The following is a 17375-nucleotide window of genomic DNA, read 5'->3' on the forward strand; positions in this document are numbered from 1 at the left end:
TTTGCTCCTTAAAAAATGATGGTCCAGGCACCGGACAGCGAAAGGTCCGACTCCTTTTGAATGGGCGCCCGAACCTTGCGGGAAAACAACGTGCCATCCGCACAGACCAGGCCGAACTCGGTAATGGACTTCCCATTGGCCTCGGCGGTCGATAGCGTCCAGTTGAAGCGAACCTGCCCGGTAGTCGGGTACTCCACCGATGTCACCGGCTTGGTGTACGCCGATGTCAGCGCGGTATTGCCCGGCGATGCAGCGGCGGCGCCAATACCGAAGCCAATCTGGGTAATCTGCCGATTGGCGCCGCTTCCGCCAACCAGCCGGGCAAGTTGATCCTTTGCGCCGTTGACAATCAGGTTCTTCTCTTCAAAAACCTGCTCCAGCACACCGTTGCGACGAACTTCAAGGCGAAAATCTCCGCGCATGGGTTGGTTGTCTGAAAAATTCATTACGCCTCCAGGGTGGTTGAAACGTCCCCTGCATAAGGGATGTTTCCGAAATAAGTGAACTCGCCGACATAGGCTCCGATGCCATCGAAGCGATGCGCCGAAAAAGCGCGGCGGCCGTCATAGCTCAGGTGGCGCGTCACCACGATAGGCATGGGGAGGTCTTCTGCCACCGGAGCGGATACGCCGAAATCCATGGAGCCGCCGTAGTCACCAAAGCCATCAAACAGCGGTCCGCGCGACTGCACATCGGACAGCGCCAGCACCCCGGCCATTTCATCGGCTTCGCGCGCCGCGTCGAAACGCTCGCCGGCTGCGGTAAAACCGGAGTAATCCGCCGAGCCATTGAAGGCGAATGCCCCCTCATGGGTGTGCAGCAGTCCTTGGTTGAATGCAAGGCTGCCGTCGTACAGGCGGCGGCCCCAAAGGTGCGAATCTTCCTGGGCGAGTTCGGCCGCCACGGTTGTGGCTTCGCTGCTGCTCAACGTTTCGGTGACGCTGGCGCGGTATTGAACATCCACCAGGTGGCAGCGGGCCGGCTTCCACTCGTTAATGGTTTCAACAACGCGGGCGGTGTTCGCCGCGCTAATTGGTTGATCGTCCCCGGCGTCTGCGGTGACCCGAAACTGCGCCCAGCCATAGGCGTTGTAGAACTCCGCACCAGCGTGCCCGATAGTCCCGTCGTAGCGGTTCTGCGGCAAATGCTCCTGAATATCAAGATCGTTGAATCCTGCGGCCTTGAGTGCTTCTTTAATGCTCCATGGAGTGCCCTTCTTCTGGTGAAGGGTGATGGATTTTGCAATCAGCGCGCGCCTTTGATCGGTTGTCACGGCGAGCTTCCACCCCTCCGAGTCGGACACGTGGAGCGCCCATGCAAGCCATGGCAGCGCAGAGTCTGGGCAGGTTTGCGGGTTCCAAAGATCGGAAATGCGGAGGTCAATTCCAAGCGCTGTGGCCGCCTCTACGGCGCGCTCAATCGGGCTACTATTGGGCGGCAGTAGTGTGCTCATACGCCAACCCCAGCAATCGACACGTCGATTGAAACGCAACGCGCGGCCTGATCGGAGGAAATGACAATGCTGGCAGGCGGACTGGTCAAATCAACGCGCATCACGCCTGGCTGGTGCAGCGCGGCGTGAATTCCGGACACTGTAATGTCGTAACCAAGGCGGAATTGCTCTGTGGTGTAGGATTCAATTGCAGCAACGGCGGCGGCAAGCACAACTGCGGTGTCCGGGCCGGGTGTGCAAGTCAGCGTCGCGGCAACCGTATATGTCGATACGGTCGCTGGCAGAGTGCTGACGGTGTCACACAGCGGGCGAATGTCGCCTGCGTTCAGTGCTGCTCCGACCGCTGCCAGAAGACCGGCTGCAGGTACGCCGCCTGGGTTTTCTGTTGACGGCGTGGCCAATACAACCACTCGAACATCGCCTGGGATTGGGCTGTGCACATAGACGTCTTTAACCTGATTCGACGCCGATAGCGCGTGGAAAACGTAGGAAAGCACAGGGCCGGCGGTTGAGAAGCCTTCGAGTGAAAGTTGTGTCCTGTACCGGAGACGATCGTCCGTTTCGCCATCGAGGCGCGACACGCCAACCAAGGCGGCCAGGTGATCGAGGTCGGTTGATACGGCATAGGCCAGCATGACCGACCGAGCGGCGTCGTTGATGCGCGCCCGGAGCATGAGTTCACGATATGCAAAAACCTCGATCAACTTGGTGATCGGCTCGGATTCAAGCTGCAGGGTGGCGGCGGCGTCCGGGTAATTGGCAATGACGTCGGCCTTGATGGTCGCCAGAATCGTCTCAAAATTCAGCGATTCGACGACGGCGGGGGCTGGGAGCTTGGTCAAGTCGATGCTCACCGCGCCACCTCGACGGTCAAGGTAGTGTTCCCCGTGCTGCCGTTGGCAACGTACTCGCCAAACAGCGTCAGCGACACGGTGCCGGGCGTCGCCTTTTCAAGCGAGACGCGCTTGAGAACGAAGCGAGGCTCCCATTTGCGCAGCGCGTCAGCCGTGGCTGCATAAATCGAAGCGATGGTTCTGCGGTTGATTGGCGCGTCGACGAGGTCGAACAGGCGCGATCCGTAGGCACGGCGCATTACCCGCGTCCCAATTGGGGTGGTCAGAATGTCGCGGATCGATTGCTTGAGGTGCTCAATGCCGTCAAGCTCGCCGCCGGAGTGTGTGTTCATGCCGCTCATGGAGCAGCAGAGTGCCCATATTCACGGGTGGCGTCTGTCGGCGGGATTTCCTGCTACCCTGCGGTCTAGCCGTTGTCGCTGCCCGCTTGGTCAATGGCGAAGTCATCGCGGCGCTGCGCCTCGAGGCGTGTGGTCAATCCGCTGCCATCGAGCGTGTGCTCCGCCCTGGTCACAATCCACTCGCCGTCGACGCCGTCTCGAAACCCGGACACGATGATCGGCATTTCTGCGCAGATCATCGGGTTTCCGACGATGGAAAGCGAAAGTGATGTTCGGCCGCGCCTCAATTGCCGCAGCTTCGCCTCGGCTGCGGAGACGGCGTCCTGTTGGCTTTTGAACGGGTGCCGCAAATACATCACCGGCTCGCCGTCGCCGGAATAGACGTAGGTCACCTTGGCGCCACGCTTGTCCTTGTAATGGGCGCCGACGCGGGAATAGAACTGGCGGTCGTGAATCGCTGCGCGCCAGTCGATGATTTGGTGGCCAGGAATCGCCACAGGTGGGAGTGGCTTTCCATCGGCATCTGAGCCGGCGCCGCGCTTCACAAACAGCAGGCTCCCGCCGGCCGGCTTTGCCACGGCGCCGTACTGCTCGGCGAGGCGAGTGATGATGTGGAGGTCGGATTCGTAAGTCTGGTCGAGGTGGTCGACGGCGATGCCGGAGAACTCGCTGGCAATGGCTGGCTTCAATCCGTGGCGCTGCGCAATAGTGGTGAGAATCTTCCCGAGCGTCGTCTTGTGGTAGTCCTCTTTTCTCCAGCTTTTAAGGCTGGCTTTCATGTCGGCCGCCTTGCCACGCAGCGTCATTGACCACGGCGGCCCGGAGATTTCAACCTCGTCGACGCTGTACTTGCCGAGGTTGTAAATAATGCCATTTTCATAACCAAGCGACACCGAAAGTTCGGCTCCGGTCGGCGGGAGGCTGATCTCGCCGCCTCGGTCATCGAGGGCAATCTCGACCTGATCGGAGGTAATGCCGGCCTCATCGGTGACCCTGAGCGACAGGAGGCGTTCGGCAATCTTCCCGGTAATGTCCGCGCCGTCAGCAACCACACGGAATGTCGGCTTCATCCCCGCCCCCATAGGCGGACGGTTTTCGGGTTGCCGACAGGCGTCTGAAGGTCGGGAAGAATGATCTTCACGCCGGCCGGGAGTCTTTCCTGCATAGAGGCAATGCCAGGGTTGGCGTCAATGATGTCGTGGACGGCGGCCTCGTTGCCGTAAACGCGAGCGGCAATGGCGTCGAGCATTTCGCCGTCGCGCGTCATGTATGTCCTGCTCATGCTGTCATTTCCTCCGGCTGCTGATCGCTTGATGCTGTTTTTTGCGACGAACCGCTGGTCGTGGCCACAACATCGTCCTCGCCGTAAGCCGCAAGCTCCAGGCGGAAATCGACGCGGCGCGGCTGGCCGACGCGATCAAGCTCTGTTCTGGTTTCCTCTACGCGCAAAACAACGTAACGCCCATAGGCACTGCCGTAGTGGTCGACAAGCTCGTAGGGCTCGCCAGCCTCCGCCATGCGGCGCAGGGTTTGAATGTGCGAAGTGCTGCCGGTGTAGTGCGGCAGTAGGTAGCCTTCAAGCTCAATCCGGTCAATGCCGACGCCGACAAACTGGTGGGCTGGGGCGCGGGTTATTCGATCCTGATTCGGCCAGCGGTATTCGCTGGTCCGTTTGATGCTCTGGTGGGCCATGGTGCCGACCATGAACGGGAATAAGCCAAGGATTAGCAGAACATCACCAACGGGTGGGTGGTCTGACGTGTCGAGTGATCCGATCAGTTCGCCAAGGCCGCCAAGCATGCCGTCGATGGCCTTGTTGATTTGGCGCGTCCCTTCCGCCGTCAAAAGCTCCACGGCGTCCTTGCCGGCGGCAGAAACGATGTCGTCGATTCTGCCCGTCTTGATTGCCTTTGCCGCGTCGTCGAACCCGAGCTTTTTTGCCGCAGACGACAGCGCATTGGTCGGCGCATCGGCAAACCCCTTTGCGAATGAAACGAGGCTATTTTTCTCAAGCGCAGTGGTGATCTGGCCAAGAGCGCCGGATGCGCCGGATGCGGCAGATTTCGCGCGGTCAATGATGCTAGCAGCCCCGGAGACTGCATTCTTCACCGGGGTGATGGCGCCTGAAATAATCCCGGAAATGTCGACGTTGAAACTGCTCATGCCCAGTCTCCGAGTGCAGCGCGCTTCGCGCCTTCTGTTTCTCGCTTAACCATTTCGGCAACTCTCCTGGCTAATGCCGCCGAGTCTTCCCCGGCGAGTTGGGTTATGTGAAATGTCTGGGTGATGCTGACCGAAGGCGTGGCCCCGGACGCTTGCCCAGGTTGGTTGCTTTGGTTTCCGGCCGGCATCGCCTGGCGGGTGATTGCAATCGGGCTTTGTGGCGCACCAAGGCTTGATTGGGCGGCACCAGCAAGCTGGCTGCCGGCAAGTGCCACGGCGCCAATCGTTGATGCAATGCCGAGGCGCGCCCCTTCGCCGACCATTTCGCCGAATCCCATAAACACGCGCGACGGAGAGCGAATGCCGAGCTTTTCCTTAAACCATCCTGCGACGCTATCCCCGAGGCCGGTCACAGTGGCCTTGAGCGACTCGACCTTGGATGCGAACCCGGCGGAAAGGCCGTCGATAATCGCCGCTCCGAATGACGCGAACTTGGAAGGCATCGTCTGGAAAAACGTGGTGATGGCGCCCCAGTTGTTGATGATCATCCCGAGTGGCGTCCATGAAAACGCACTCTTCATGGCGCCGAGAATGGCCCCGCCTATTGATGCCAGCGCAGACGGAATTGATCCAGCCCATCCGACGACGCTGCTGAATGCTCCGCTGACAAATGAAAAAACGGCGGACGCCTTGCTCTTGATTAAATCCCAGTTCTGCCAGATGAGCGTCCCGGCCATGACGATGAGCGACACGGCGCGGCCCCATGGTGTAAATGCAAGGACACGGAACACGCCGGACAGCGCGCTGCCGATGGCTGGGCCGTAAGACATGACGGTTCGTGCCACGGCGCCAATCGCAGGCCCAATACGTGAGAATCCGCTGACGAGCTTTGAAATCATCCCGCCGCCAGCGAGCGCAGATTGCGCCGCCGAGAGTCCGCGCAGAGCGGAAACCAGGCCGACGATTGACCGTGCGGCCAGGATCAGCTTGCCGACAACCAGTCCTCCGCCGATCAGGGTTGCGCCGATAACTACCGCTTGGGCGGCCTTGGGGAATTCTTTACCGAGGTTCGATAGTCCGGTGACCACGGTTGTGAAGCCATCAACTGCAACGCGAACCGCCGGCATCAATGCAGTGCCGACGACCTTCCCGAACTCGCTCAACGCGATGCTTGATGACTTCAGTTTTTCCGTCGTCAAGTCCATTTGATCTGCAAAATCCTGATCGATGGTCATGGCGCCAGAGGATGAGCGTCCGCTTTTCGTCTGTTCGGTAATTGACTTCAGCTTGTCCTGATTCTGCACCTCTGCGAGCAGGTAGGACACGGCCTGCATGTCCTGGAACATTTTCCCGATTCCGGCGCGCTCGCCGAGCTTCTCAATAAAGCCTCGGCGACGTTCAAGCTCTGCAGCGCGCTCCGCAGGGTCTTTAATGGCGGCAACCTCGGCAGCCATCTTCTTCATGGCGGCGGCAGCCTCCGGCGATTTCTTCGCCATTTGCTCCATGACGGTACTGACGCCGGCAGAGATTGGGTCGAGGCCTTTTGCGGCTGCGCCCATCATCCGCTTCTGAAGATCGATGCCGAGCTTTCCGAAATCCTTTTGAGTGTCCGGGCTCGTCAGCTTGGCTAAAAAGTTCTTCAGGTTATTGGCGGCCTCGTCACTACTGCCTGCGGTCATCTTGGCGATTTGAAGGCGCGCCGCCATGCTGACCACGGCATCGTTCCCGGTGACCCCGAGCGACTTCATCATGCCGCCGAGGTTTGGGAACCACTTTGCCATGTCCTTGATCTCGAAGCTGCCGAGCTTTCCCGCCTTGGCAACCTGGCTGTAGGCCAGTTCCATGTCCTTGACGCCGAGCACCTTGTCGAAGTTGGCCGTCATCTTGGCCAGGTCTTCAAAGCTCGCCCGCGTGGCGGTGGCGCCCTTGGCGAGAATGGCGGACATATCGCCGGCCTTTCGTGCGTCCACGCCCTCGGCGACGAGTACCTGAAGACCTTTATTGATGTCCTCGGTGGTCTGGTTGAATAGCTGCGCGTTCCTGCGCACGGTGGCGCCAAGCTGTGCCTCTTGCTCGGTTCCGGCAAATTCCCCGGTGATGGCCACCTGGCGAATCTGGTCCTCGTGCTTTGCCGTGTTCATGACGGGCTTTGAGACCACGGCCCCGAACGACGCTGCAGCGGCGGCCCCGATGGCGACGCTGCCCTTGGTTTCCTCCCAGGCGGCGCCGACACGCTGGCGCTGCGACTGAACGGCGTTGTATTTCTCCAGCTTCGAGCGCGACTCGTCGAGCGCCTTGCCGAGCCTGATTTTCTCGTCGGCCAGCTTGTGGGTGGCGATCCCGGCTTCGTTGAGCGTTTTCTTGAGGTCGGTCAGCGCCTTTCGTTTGTCGAATGCCTTGATCTTTGCGGCCTCGAAGGCATCCGTTGCTTTGCGAACTTGTTTTTCAAGCCGGTCTGACGGCGCTTTGTCGTATTCTGCTTTGAGTGCGGCCAGCTTTGCTTTTGCTTCGCTGGCTCCGGCGGCGGCTTTGAGAAAGGCGTCTCTCGCCCTGTCGAATCGCTCGAGGCCTTTTGACTGGGCAGACAGGTTCTTGACGGCGCTGCCGAGCTTGGTGAAGTCCGCTTGAACTTTACCGACAGCAGGAGCATGCTTGTCCGATATTGCAGCCCCAATCGTGAAGGCTAACGCCATTTTCCCAAGCATGAAAATCCTCGCTTATATAATCTGGTTCTCTGCCGCTGTCGCCGCGTTCGCAACGAGCGACCTCAATGTGATGGAGAGTGCGGTTGTCGGCTTGCTTGCTGCGCTCGCTGCAATCCCCTTGATGCTGATCGCCCGGCTGCTCCTGGTTGATCCAGTTGCCGATGCCGGGCGGTCATTTGTTGCTATGTGGCGGGCTGTTCGGGAAGGCTGGCGCGCCAGGCGATAAGCTCGTCATGTGGAAGTTCCAGAAGTTCCGACAGGCTCCACCCGGTGACGCTCGCCACATCCACTACAACACGTCTCAGGCTCGCTTCGTCTGCGAGCCTGACGTAAAACCCGCGTAGGCATCCTGCAGCTTTCCGTAGTCGGCCATGTCGAGGTCTTCGATAACCTCGGGGGCGACCTCGCATAGGTTGGCAAACAAGCGGATTTCACGAGCGACCTCATCGCCGCCGCCGGACTTATTGGCGGTCAGCAAGTCGCGCACCTTGGGGCGGCGGATGGACAGCCGCTCAAGGCGGACGCCGTCCGCCTCGATGGGATGATCCAGCGCAATCGTGCTGCGCTCGCTCATTACGCAGCCCCTTCGGTTTTCTTGGCCTTGGCAGCGGGCGCGGCAACAGACTCGGCGGCTTTGGCCGGCTCGACATATTCGCCGGCCAGGAGGAACTCGGCCTGCTTGTCCGTCAGTTCGACGGTAGCGCCCTTCTCGCAGTAGGAGTTCTCGTGCGCAAAAGGCTTCAGTGCGGTGTATTGCTTCTTCATGGTTGATCTCCGGTTAAATCGCCAGGTGCTGGCGGGTGGTTTCGAGTTGGTCTTTGCCGTTGACGACAGCCTTGTAATTGACCGGGTCGATTTCATAGACCACGGCGCCGTCATCCTCGAGCTTGTAATAACGCAGGCTCATTTTGAGCTTGAGCGGCATTTCGTCGCCCGGCTTCCACGTGTCCATGTCGACCTCTGAGAGCAGGCCGCGCATGGTGACAACGACAGGCTTCTTCGTGCCGTCGTCGCTGACCTTTGAGCCGCGCGCCGTGAATGCAAACTGCTCGCCGGGAAGGACGCGCATGAGGTTCAGGACGTCTTTGTCGAAGGCGTAGAGCGTGGCTTCGGCTTCCAGCTTCTCGAAGCGCCCCATCGGAACGTCGACTTCGGCGGCCATGCCGCCGGCCTGGTAGCCCATCATTTTCGGCTTGATAGTCGGGAGCTTGATTTCCTTGACGCGGCCGGCATAGCCACGGCCATCGACGAACAGATTCAGGTCGTACAGGATGTCGGCGATCATTTGAAGATTTCCTCGATGTAGTCATTGACGAGGCGCGAGCGGAATGTGATGTGCTCGGCCGGATAGGGCGGCGTGAAGTCGAAGTCGAAATAGACCTTGCCCTGACTGATCTGGTCCGGGGTGTTCAGTGCCGGATCGGCCCATGCCTTGCCGCCGAGAATGGCCCCGACCGCCGTCAGATGGCGCAGGTACGAATTGACGCCTTCGAGAACGTCCTGGACGTAGGTCTTGGTGATGTTGCGGTCGACGGCCCACATGTGGGCGCGAAGCAACGATTCGTTGATCATGTCGGCGGTGCGGCGTACGGACAGGAAAGCCCACTTCGGGTCGGCGGCACAGGTGCGATTGCCCCACAGGCGGTAGCCGTCCTTCTGGATGATGGTGGCCACCTCGTTTTCGTTGAGGTAGTTGGCTCTGGCATTGACATCGCCGAGCGTGAAATCGACGGAGCGTGCCGTGCCGGTGATGCCGTACATTTCGGTGTTCGACGGCGACCACCAGAATCCCCGGTCGTTATCGGAGCGTGCAATCATGCCGGCAACGCGAGCGGAGGCAGGCTGCAGCGCCTCGGCGTTGGCCTCGGTGTCCCAGACCTTGACCCACGGATCGACCACGTAAACGCGGGCGGAGCCGAATTGTTCGCGGTAGCCAATAGCGGCCTGGTCGGTGGTGTTCGGGCCGTCCGCCAAGATGACGGCGCGGAGTCGGTCGGCGATGCCAAGCATTTCGGAGACGACGGCCATGTCGTTCGAGAATCCGGGGGCGATCAGAATCTTCGGCTGAACCTTGACGATGCTCTCGGCCCCGAGGAATGCCTGGACGCCCTTGTACTGGCCTGTGGCAACATCCACGCCGCCGATGATATTGCTCTTGGTGGCGGCGGCGTCGATGCCGGCCTCTACGCGAACCACCACCACCATGGCGCCGGCCTGGTCGAAGATGGCGTCGATGGCGGCGGGCAGCGTGCCGGCGGTGCCGAGCTTGGCGGCTTCGAGGCGGCTGCCGGCAACCAGCACCGGGACGTTGACCGGGAATGCTTCATCATTCCCGCCGTCCAGGAACATCGTGCTGTTGATCGCCGCAACGACACCGGAGCCGTTCGAGGCGCCGGTATTGGAAACGGTCACCAGTGCGGCGGCTTCTGCCTTGGCGTCGATGGCGGCCTTGACGGCGGTTGCGGTTGAGGTCACCAAGCCGCCGCTGTCGGTGGCGAGATTGACGACAATCGCCGAGCCATTCACCACGACAGACAGTGCGGCGCTGGCTGTTTGCGGGTTGCGCAACTTGATCGAGGTTTGATTGCCGATGGCGCCTGCGCTGACGGAGGTAAAGGTCAGCGCATTGTTGGCGGCCAGCGTTCCGGTATTGAGGCTCGCGGTGGTTTGTGGCTGCGAATCCGGTGCGGTGCCAATCAAGCCGATGACGCTCGACCGGACGGTTGAAATGGGCCGGGCGCCGTAGTCGAGTTCGACTACCTCTACGCCGTGGAGAAATTGTTCAGGCATTGGGCTGCTCCTCTGGTTGAGAATGCGGCCATGCTGACTGGCGGTGGTTTAAATGTCTGTCGGCGGGATTTCCGCCCAGTCTCAGTGCGAGTGGTGGTTGGTATTGCCACCGCTGTCGATAATGCTGCCACTGGCGTTGATGCTGCCTTCCACGGCGATATTGCCGATCATTTCGATATTGCCAGTGATGCGCGTCGACGTACCGCCGCCGCCGCCCTGAATCGCCAGGTTCTTGGCGATAGTGAGGTTTCCCGTGCATGTGGTTTCCGGGGTGTCCAGGGTGACTGATGGCGCCTGAACAAGCACCGGGCCAGCCGCAATGATGGTGACAGGCCCGCCAGCATGGACGGTTATTTCGCCAGTGCACTGGATGAACCATGATCCGTTGCTTCGGTCATGCGTGACAACGTCGCCGTTTGCGTACCGCACGGTATGTTTGTCGGGCGACTGTTCCGGCTCTGGTCGGCTGTTGGAATACAGCGCTGGAATGACAAAGGCGTCCTCCATGAGGCCGGACGGTGCGATAACCAGAACCTGCTCGCCGACCTCTGGCGCCCACCAGTCGATGTCGCCGCCAGCGCGTCTGGTGATCCAAGGCAACCACTCCGTAGTGAATCCATCGCTGCGTACGCGGACAAGCGCTTTGGCGTAGTCGGCCTCGGCGACTGTCCCGATGCGGGCCAGGTTGGAAAGCCGACGCTCTATCTCGGCAATATCGAAGCTCATGCGATCCGCTCGTAGTCTGGGACGTGATTCGGTCCAATGGCCGGCGTCATGCCGAAGTAAATCTCGGTGGGAGTGACGCCAGCGGGTTCGAGTTCGCCGAGATAAACCTCGACGCCATACTCGACCACCCACACCTCGTAGCCGTCCATTTTCGGGCGGAACATTTCGTCTCCGGCGCGTTCTATGCGGATGTGGCCATGCCCGGCGACCGGGCGGCGGATTTCCTGCAGGGCGCGAACGACGCGGCTGGCAAGCTCGCGGACGGCGAGGTGGCTGCGCGTGCCGTTTGGATCGACAACGCAGCGCGCCTCGAACCGAGCGTCAACCGATACGCGGCCATCGCCCGGATTGCTGACCGGCTCAAGTTCGGAAATTTCAAGGTAGACGGCGGGCACGCGAATGGATCGCTGCGCATGCGGAGGTGGGTCGCCTTCTATGGTTGGAACGTCGGGCATTGCATCCCGGAGTTTGGCGACGGTTGCGTCAACAATGTCGGTGAGTGTCATTTTGCGCGCCCCATGGACTTCTGAAATTCGTAGTTGAGTTCCTGCCTCAATATCTCAAGCAGCCGGGATTCAGCGCGGCGTGATGCGTCCTGCAGCGCCTTGGCGCCGGCCTGGTCGATTTCCAGCTTTGCAAGCTCGAGCGGGAACCGATCCGACGTTGTTCTGCGATAGACACCGCCGCCAAACTTCCAGATCGGAAATGCGCCGTCGAAGAAATGGGCGCCGACCTTCGTTCCGGTTCCTTGTCTCTTCGGGATGCCGAGGCGGCGAGCGGCCAGCGAGTTCAGGCCGAGCCAGACCTTTTGCTCCATGCCGTCACCGCGCATGTACATTCGGAGTCTTGCGCGCATGATTCTTTGCTGCAGGCGCATTTCGGCAGACATTGTCTTGGCGGCTGTGGCTTGCGTCCATTTTGCAACCTTGCGCACGGCGCGCTTGGAGGCGCGGCGGCATGCCTCCTTCGAGACGTGCAGCATGCCCAGCAGCTTGTCGATTTCGGCGCTATCGACTTGGACATCCATGCCGATCATGGCAGCCTCAGTCGAAGAACCAGCGTGGTTGTGCCGGTTCCATCCGGCTCGATGCTCACCACGTCAAACGTCTTTCCGGCGTTTTCGACCAAGCTGCCCTGTCCGGCGTCTGCCACATCGGCATCGCGCACAACCAGCGTCGGTTCGTTGAGGCCGGTCTGCATGGTGCCCATGGCCGGCTGCATCCAGGGCGCGCGGAACATGCCGCGCACCGGCCGCCCGTCGATGGACGCCGGGTCTGACAGTCGGGAGAAAACGGCGGTGTCGAGGCGTGCAGCGATGGCGGAGAAGTCTGTCATTTGGCGGTGAGGCCTTTTGATTTCTCGAAGCTGCGCATGCCGCCGATGCCGAGCAAGCCGAACAGGACGACGTACAGGCTGTCCGTTTCAAGCATGGGCGGGTTGGTCAGTTCGACAGGAACCCATCCGGCGGCCTGCATTGCGGCCCAGGCCCAGACCAGAGCGGGGTAAGCCAGGAACTGATAGGCCAGCGCGGCGACGCACACCCATCCAACAGCAGGCCGCCACCCGGAGACGAACACGCTTTGACTGGCCGCTTCGACCTTGTTGATTTCCTGCTGCCCGGAGAGCAATCCGGCGTCGATCTTTTGCGACTCGATGCCGATCTTCTCGAGTTCAATCTGCGCGTCGAGCCGCTCTTTGTCCGTGGTGATGAGGTTGTCGGCAATGCGGCCCACGGTGTCAATGATGCCGCCAATCAGGAGTGGTGTCATGCCACGCCCTCCAGTGCGCGGCTCACCCAGCCGAGCAGGAATTTCTGCTGGCTGCGGTCGCGGCGAACAATGGCGGCGTATCTGGCGATTTTTGCAAGGGCATAGGCCATGATGAACTTCTCCGAATTTTGAGCGTTGATCGCAGCGAGCGTCTTGGGGCCGATCTTGCCATCTGGCGTGACGCCAACAATGGTTTGCGCGAGGATGGAAGCCGTCTTGACCCCGCCATTCACGGAAAAATCGAAGATGGTTTCGGCGATGGACTGGTCGGTGATTTTGTCGCCGTGGATTGAAAACCAAAACTGAGCTTGGTAGAAGGCGCGCACCACTTCGGCGGGCGGCATATCGCCGTCATCAATGGCGCGCCACGCTTCCCATTGCGGCCATGCGTTTCGTGCAATTCCGGCGTAGGTTTGGCCGCCCCGGTCTCCGGCAACGGTGTGCAGCACGTAACCGCCCTCACGGCGGATCATCTTCTCGAATGCGGGCAGGAATTCAGCCATTAGTGGCCTCCGTTCAATTTTGAGACGATGCCGGCCCAAACGGCGGCGGCCAATGCTGCTGCGACGACGCCGAAAAAGGCGAGAAGCCCGTGGTCTGCGACCTTTCGCATCTTGCGTCCGAAACGGAGGTCTTCGCGGAACTCTTCCACGCTTTCCGGCTTGCTGACGTCGACGCCTAGAATGGCAAAAAACTTTTTAACTGCGCGTTCCGCTGTCGCTTCCGACATGTTTTCCGCGTAGTTACAAGTGGTCTCCGGGTCTCCATCGCAGGTGTGCGCCCTCCGCATTGGCCTTTCCGTCATCATGGCTCCTGTCGTAAAAACGGCGCAACGGCGATCAAGCCGTGCGCCGTCTGGTTGTTGCGGATTAAGGCGTGATGGTCAGCTTGATGACGGCGCGCGGACGGGTGCAGATGCTGATCGGGTTCGATTGCGCCTCAACGTCGACGCCCTTGCCGAGCGGCTTGACTTCCTGCTTGGCGTAGTACGGCAAGCCGATGGTGTTGGCGGTCTCGACGTAGTTGGCCGGGGCAAAGCGCGTGATGAACATGTCGTCGACGCCTTCCGGGAACAGGTAGGCTTCGCCATCGGCAATGAACGGAACACCAGCAATGGCGCCACGGTATTCCTCGAAGGTGACGCCGCCGAACTCGAAGCCGTTGCGCGGGTCGTTACGCAGGAAAATGCCGGATTCGTACAGTTCGTATGCTTTCTCCAGCTTCGCGTGAGAAATCAGCGCGCGGAAGAAGGTCTTGCCGCACAGGCAGCGAGCGCGAGAATAGGGCTCGGCGCCGAGGGCGTTTTCCATCTTGTCCATGGCGGCCAGGACTTCGCCGCGAATATCTGCGGTGGATGTGCCAAGCGTCAGGGTTGAGGTTTGCTGGGTCAGTGAGAAGGCGGTGAAAAGGTTGCTGATCACCGTGGTTCCGTCCGAGTCGATGATGCTGCCCTTGATGGCGCCGACACGCTGGTACTCGATGGTGGCGTCCAGGCGGCGACGCATCTTTGCCAAGCGGCGATCAACGAATGTGCGCATGGTTTCCTCTTCCGAGGCGGAGCCAAAGGCGCGCAGGTTCTGAATGTCGTCGGCGGTGACGATGTCCATGGTTGGTAGGTGGGTGGTCGGGAAAACAACCACGGAACGGGTGCCGCCACCAGTGCCGGTCGGGGTGCCGCTACGGCTCTGGTTCGCAATCAGCGCCAGGGTGTCGACGTTCTTTTCAACCGTCAGGTTGGTGGTGAGGATGCCTTCTTCTGCAAAAAGGCCGAGGCTGCCAATGCGCGACGGCAGGGCTGGCGCTTCGTTGATTGCAGCGGTCAGTTCTTGCAGGCTGAATTTGTTGGAATCGAAAATGCCAAGGTTCATGATTTGCTCCTTTGATGGTCAGGCGGGTTTGTTGGCCGCCTGGCGGGCGGAATAAATGCTGCGGAAATTGATGCTGGCGGCCGGCTTGCCATCGCCATCGCCTTGGTTCTCTTCTGGCGCCTCGAATCCTGAGTTGGTCACCGAGTTCTGTCCGGTGACGCCGGGGTTTCCGGATGCGCGTGCGGCAATCAGTTTTTCCCTGGCGGCCTCGACGGATAGGCCGTTGAGAATCATCGGCTCGGCGTCGCCTGGGCGGCCGGCGGCCTTGGCGAGTGCGACAATTTCTTGCGCTTCGCCAATTCTGGCGGTGACGGCTACGGAGGTCGCTTTGGCGCGGATCAGGCTTGCGGCAAGTTTTCCGAACCCGGCGTCTGCGCATGCGGATGCAACCTCGTCTGCCGGCATGGATTCTGGGGCTGAGAGCGCTTGTGGGAGTTTCAGGAAATGAGCACGAGCCGCGTCGGACACCTTCGCGGATACGGGCGCGGCGTCAATGACGGCGTCGGCGAAACCAGATGCGACGGCTTCTGCGCCCGTCATCCACGTCTCCGAGTCCAGCAACGCGCCGATTTCCTCGTCGGATTTCCCGGTGCGACGGACGTAGATTGCGGTGAGGCTGCCCTTGACCTTGTCCAGCATGTCGGCCATGGCGTGCATTGCTTCCGAGTCGCCGATGGCCACAGCCCACGGATTGTGGATCATGAGGTAGGCGTTCTCGGGCATTTCGATGCGGCTGGCGGCCATTACGATCAGGCTTGCTGCCGAGGCGGCCAATCCTTCCACGCGGGCGGTGATGCGGTCTTTCGCTCGATTGAGCACGTGGTAGATCGCCAGCGCTTCAAAGACGCTGCCGCCAGGAGAGTGGACGGACAATTCGATGTTCGAGTCTTGCGGGAGTGAGTCAAAATCCCGGATGAAGTCTCGCGCGGTGACTCCCCAGGCGCCGATCTCGTCGTGAATCGAGATTTTTGCCGGGGCGCCGGACTGAGCGCTGGACTGGATGGAGTACCATTTTTTCATTGTTTCATTCCTCAGCAAGTGCTGTAAGTGATGGTCATGCTGCCGAATTGGTCGGTTCGCGTCTGTCGGCGCGATTTCCAGACAGGCCGAGCCGCTGCTCCCTGGCCATGTCGCTGGCAATCTCGCGGTCGATCAACTCGGCGTCGTACCCACGCTCGAGCAGCGCTTCGCTGCGGCTCTTGAGTTTATTGTTGATCGCCAGAACGTCGGCCTGGACGTCCTGAACAGGGTGCAAGTAGGCCCATCCGTGCGGCGTCCATCGGGTAGCCTTGACTTGGCTGTTTGGCGGCAGTGCGCCGCCAAGGACGGCCGCGTCGCACCAGGCGTTGCGGATCGGCGCGCAGAATTTCGGAACCAGGACGTTTCTGATCAGGGCAATCGCCCGGCGCTTGTATTCGTTGATCGCCACTCGGACGACGCGATCATTGACGTTGTCAAAATCGCCGGTGAGAATGGAGTAGGGAATGCCCAGCGCCGACGCCACATCGCGCAGTTGTGCGCGGGTGAAGTCGAGATAGCCAGTGCTGGTACCGGGCGGCTCGGAAAACGTGACGTCCTCGCCAGGGCCAAGCTCTTGCAGCATGCCCGGCTCAAAAACCAGCGGCGGCTGCTCTGCGTCGTCGGAAAGCGGCTGCCCGTCCGGGCCAATGGTTTGTGCGCCAGGCTCTGGTGGCGGCCGGCGAATGAATCCGACAAACAGGTTGGCCAGCTTCTGACGCTCGAGTTGGGCGTCGTTGAATTCGTCCAGCGTCTTCAAGCGGACCAGGACGCTGGCCAGCCACGGCACGCCGCGTATCTGGCCCGGCCGCGTGGCCTCGAACAGATGAATGACGCGGTCGGCAGTGACGCGGCGCGGCTCGTTCATTGAGTCGGCGGTTGATGATGCCACTGGATCGCCGGGGTGGCGCGGATGCAGCCAGTAGGCGACACGGCGGCCTTTGGCGTCGAACTCGATGCCGTCGACAATGATGTTGCCGTTTTTCAGCTTTTCGTTTTTGAACGGAAGATGGTCTGATTCGAGCAGTCGAATGCGCAGTGGGATGCCGGCAGCACTACTGGTATCCAGCACGGCGAAGCATTCGCCTGATTCCAGCATGGCGCGCATGGCCAGAGCCTGCAGCCCGTAAAAGTCGGTCTGGCCGTCAACGTCGCATTCCGCCGACCAGGCTTCCCATTGGTCGATCAGGCGCATGCGCAGCGCCTCGGATTCGATCACTGGCTTGGGGCTGATTCCGGCGCCGATGACGTCGGTCACCATGCGCTCCACGGCGGCGCGTGCAATGGGGTTGTTTCGGCAGGCGTCGCGCGATCTGGCGCGCAGCATGGGCAAGGTGATGTGCTCGCGCTTTGGGCCAGAGTCAAAAGGCAGCCACATGCGAAGCCGGCGGCCAGTCGACGCGCCATCATGAGTTGAGGCGCGCGGCAGAATCTTGGAGAGCAGCTTGCCGATCATCACAGCCCCTTTCCGCCCTGGACGGCTGCCCAGGTGCGCCCGGATAGTGGGGCGCGCTGCGGAGAAATGGATCGACGCACTTCGTCGCGAGCGCGGATCAGCTCGTCGATGCTGCGATATTCGACGCGGCGGTCGGCAAATTGCACCATGCGCTCGCCCGTGGCGATGGCGCGCTCAAGTGCGGTAAGGTCGGTTTCTGTATAGGCCATGCCGGCGATGCTGGCACGGCATGG

Annotated in this window: 24 protein-coding genes; 1 reads left to right on the forward strand and 23 read right to left on the reverse strand. The window is 60.8% G+C overall.

Translation table 11 applies throughout. The features are described 5' to 3' along the window. Nucleotides 1-8: 8 nt before the first annotated feature. The 8 genes from Q0799_RS07800 to Q0799_RS07835 all read right to left on the reverse strand — a co-directional run bounded on the left by Q0799_RS07800 (nt 9) and on the right by Q0799_RS07835 (nt 7516). Nucleotides 9-446, reverse strand: a complete 438-nt coding sequence (locus tag Q0799_RS07800) for a hypothetical protein (protein ID WP_298396673.1) — start codon at nt 444-446, stop codon at nt 9-11. Next, a complete protein-coding gene (locus Q0799_RS07805; protein ID WP_298396676.1) occupies nt 446-1453 on the reverse strand; it encodes a phage tail protein I in 1008 nt (335 codons plus the stop codon). The genes Q0799_RS07800 and Q0799_RS07805 overlap by 1 nt, the downstream gene beginning before the upstream one ends. Next, nucleotides 1450-2307 (reverse strand): baseplate J/gp47 family protein, encoded by an 858-nt coding sequence (locus Q0799_RS07810; protein ID WP_298396679.1) that lies wholly within the window; start codon nt 2305-2307, stop codon nt 1450-1452. Before Q0799_RS07810 ends, Q0799_RS07805 begins: the two co-directional genes overlap by 4 nt. Then, the gene (locus Q0799_RS07815; protein WP_281982949.1) at nt 2304-2648 is read right to left on the reverse strand and encodes a GPW/gp25 family protein; all 345 of its coding nucleotides are present in this window, start codon (nt 2646-2648) and stop codon (nt 2304-2306) included. Before Q0799_RS07815 ends, Q0799_RS07810 begins: the two co-directional genes overlap by 4 nt. 65 nt (nt 2649-2713) lie before the next feature. Beyond that, the gene (locus Q0799_RS07820; protein WP_298396687.1) at nt 2714-3718 is read right to left on the reverse strand and encodes a phage late control D family protein; all 1005 of its coding nucleotides are present in this window, start codon (nt 3716-3718) and stop codon (nt 2714-2716) included. Then, nucleotides 3715-3930 (reverse strand): tail protein X, encoded by a 216-nt coding sequence (locus tag Q0799_RS07825; RefSeq protein ID WP_298396691.1) that lies wholly within the window; start codon nt 3928-3930, stop codon nt 3715-3717. The genes Q0799_RS07820 and Q0799_RS07825 overlap by 4 nt, the downstream gene beginning before the upstream one ends. Next, on the reverse strand, nt 3927-4811 hold the full coding sequence (locus Q0799_RS07830; RefSeq protein ID WP_298396693.1) for a phage tail protein: 885 nt from the start codon (nt 4809-4811) through the stop codon (nt 3927-3929). The genes Q0799_RS07825 and Q0799_RS07830 overlap by 4 nt, the downstream gene beginning before the upstream one ends. Continuing rightward, entirely contained in the window at nt 4808-7516 is a 2709-nt protein-coding gene (locus tag Q0799_RS07835; RefSeq protein WP_298396696.1) for a phage tail tape measure protein, read from the reverse strand. The genes Q0799_RS07830 and Q0799_RS07835 overlap by 4 nt, the downstream gene beginning before the upstream one ends. Here Q0799_RS07835 and Q0799_RS07840 point away from each other — a divergent pair. Continuing rightward, nucleotides 7515-7742, forward strand: coding sequence for a hypothetical protein (locus tag Q0799_RS07840; protein ID WP_298396700.1), 228 nt, complete (start codon nt 7515-7517; stop codon nt 7740-7742). The two genes, Q0799_RS07835 and Q0799_RS07840, sit on opposite strands and share 2 nt — an antisense overlap. Before the next feature lie 75 nt (nt 7743-7817). Here Q0799_RS07840 and Q0799_RS07845 read toward each other — a convergent pair whose 3' ends face one another. The 15 genes from Q0799_RS07845 to Q0799_RS07915 form a co-directional block, all read right to left on the reverse strand. Then, a complete protein-coding gene (locus Q0799_RS07845; RefSeq protein WP_298396703.1) occupies nt 7818-8090 on the reverse strand; it encodes a phage tail assembly protein in 273 nt (90 codons plus the stop codon). Beyond that, the gene (locus tag Q0799_RS07850) at nt 8090-8281 is read right to left on the reverse strand and encodes a hypothetical protein (protein WP_281982962.1); all 192 of its coding nucleotides are present in this window, start codon (nt 8279-8281) and stop codon (nt 8090-8092) included. The genes Q0799_RS07845 and Q0799_RS07850 overlap by 1 nt, the downstream gene beginning before the upstream one ends. Before the next feature lie 13 nt (nt 8282-8294). Then, nucleotides 8295-8801, reverse strand: a complete 507-nt coding sequence (locus tag Q0799_RS07855) for a phage major tail tube protein (RefSeq protein ID WP_298396708.1) — start codon at nt 8799-8801, stop codon at nt 8295-8297. Next, on the reverse strand, nt 8798-10306 hold the full coding sequence (locus tag Q0799_RS07860) for a phage tail sheath subtilisin-like domain-containing protein (RefSeq protein WP_298396711.1): 1509 nt from the start codon (nt 10304-10306) through the stop codon (nt 8798-8800). The genes Q0799_RS07855 and Q0799_RS07860 overlap by 4 nt, the downstream gene beginning before the upstream one ends. A gap of 81 nt (nt 10307-10387) precedes the next feature. Next, a complete protein-coding gene (locus Q0799_RS07865) occupies nt 10388-11032 on the reverse strand; it encodes a phage baseplate assembly protein V (protein ID WP_298396714.1) in 645 nt (214 codons plus the stop codon). Then, a complete protein-coding gene (locus Q0799_RS07870) occupies nt 11029-11538 on the reverse strand; it encodes a hypothetical protein (protein ID WP_298396716.1) in 510 nt (169 codons plus the stop codon). Before Q0799_RS07870 ends, Q0799_RS07865 begins: the two co-directional genes overlap by 4 nt. After that, nucleotides 11535-12068, reverse strand: coding sequence for a phage tail protein (locus tag Q0799_RS07875; RefSeq protein WP_298396718.1), 534 nt, complete (start codon nt 12066-12068; stop codon nt 11535-11537). Before Q0799_RS07875 ends, Q0799_RS07870 begins: the two co-directional genes overlap by 4 nt. Further along, entirely contained in the window at nt 12065-12367 is a 303-nt protein-coding gene (locus tag Q0799_RS07880) for a hypothetical protein (RefSeq protein ID WP_298396720.1), read from the reverse strand. Before Q0799_RS07880 ends, Q0799_RS07875 begins: the two co-directional genes overlap by 4 nt. After that, entirely contained in the window at nt 12364-12801 is a 438-nt protein-coding gene (locus tag Q0799_RS07885) for a holin family protein (RefSeq protein ID WP_298396722.1), read from the reverse strand. The genes Q0799_RS07880 and Q0799_RS07885 overlap by 4 nt, the downstream gene beginning before the upstream one ends. Further along, the gene (locus Q0799_RS07890; RefSeq protein WP_298396725.1) at nt 12798-13304 is read right to left on the reverse strand and encodes a glycosyl hydrolase 108 family protein; all 507 of its coding nucleotides are present in this window, start codon (nt 13302-13304) and stop codon (nt 12798-12800) included. The genes Q0799_RS07885 and Q0799_RS07890 overlap by 4 nt, the downstream gene beginning before the upstream one ends. Continuing rightward, nucleotides 13304-13531 carry a hypothetical protein gene (locus tag Q0799_RS07895; protein WP_298396728.1) on the reverse strand — a complete coding sequence of 76 codons (228 nt, stop codon included), beginning with the start codon at nt 13529-13531 and terminating at the stop codon, nt 13304-13306. Before Q0799_RS07895 ends, Q0799_RS07890 begins: the two co-directional genes overlap by 1 nt. A gap of 139 nt (nt 13532-13670) precedes the next feature. Further along, the gene (locus Q0799_RS07900; protein ID WP_298396730.1) at nt 13671-14669 is read right to left on the reverse strand and encodes a major capsid protein; all 999 of its coding nucleotides are present in this window, start codon (nt 14667-14669) and stop codon (nt 13671-13673) included. A gap of 18 nt (nt 14670-14687) precedes the next feature. Then, the gene (locus tag Q0799_RS07905; RefSeq protein ID WP_298396733.1) at nt 14688-15689 is read right to left on the reverse strand and encodes a head maturation protease, ClpP-related; all 1002 of its coding nucleotides are present in this window, start codon (nt 15687-15689) and stop codon (nt 14688-14690) included. A 34-nt stretch (nt 15690-15723) separates the two neighbouring features. After that, entirely contained in the window at nt 15724-17142 is a 1419-nt protein-coding gene (locus Q0799_RS07910) for a phage portal protein (RefSeq protein WP_298396735.1), read from the reverse strand. Then, complete coding sequence (locus Q0799_RS07915; protein WP_298396738.1) at nt 17142-17351, reverse strand: hypothetical protein; 210 nt, start codon at nt 17349-17351, stop codon at nt 17142-17144. The genes Q0799_RS07910 and Q0799_RS07915 overlap by 1 nt, the downstream gene beginning before the upstream one ends. Nucleotides 17352-17375 lie beyond the last annotated feature (24 nt).

Origin of the sequence: uncultured Azonexus sp., assembly GCF_937982035.1 — a bacterium.
GTDB lineage: Bacteria > Pseudomonadota > Gammaproteobacteria > Burkholderiales > Rhodocyclaceae > Azonexus.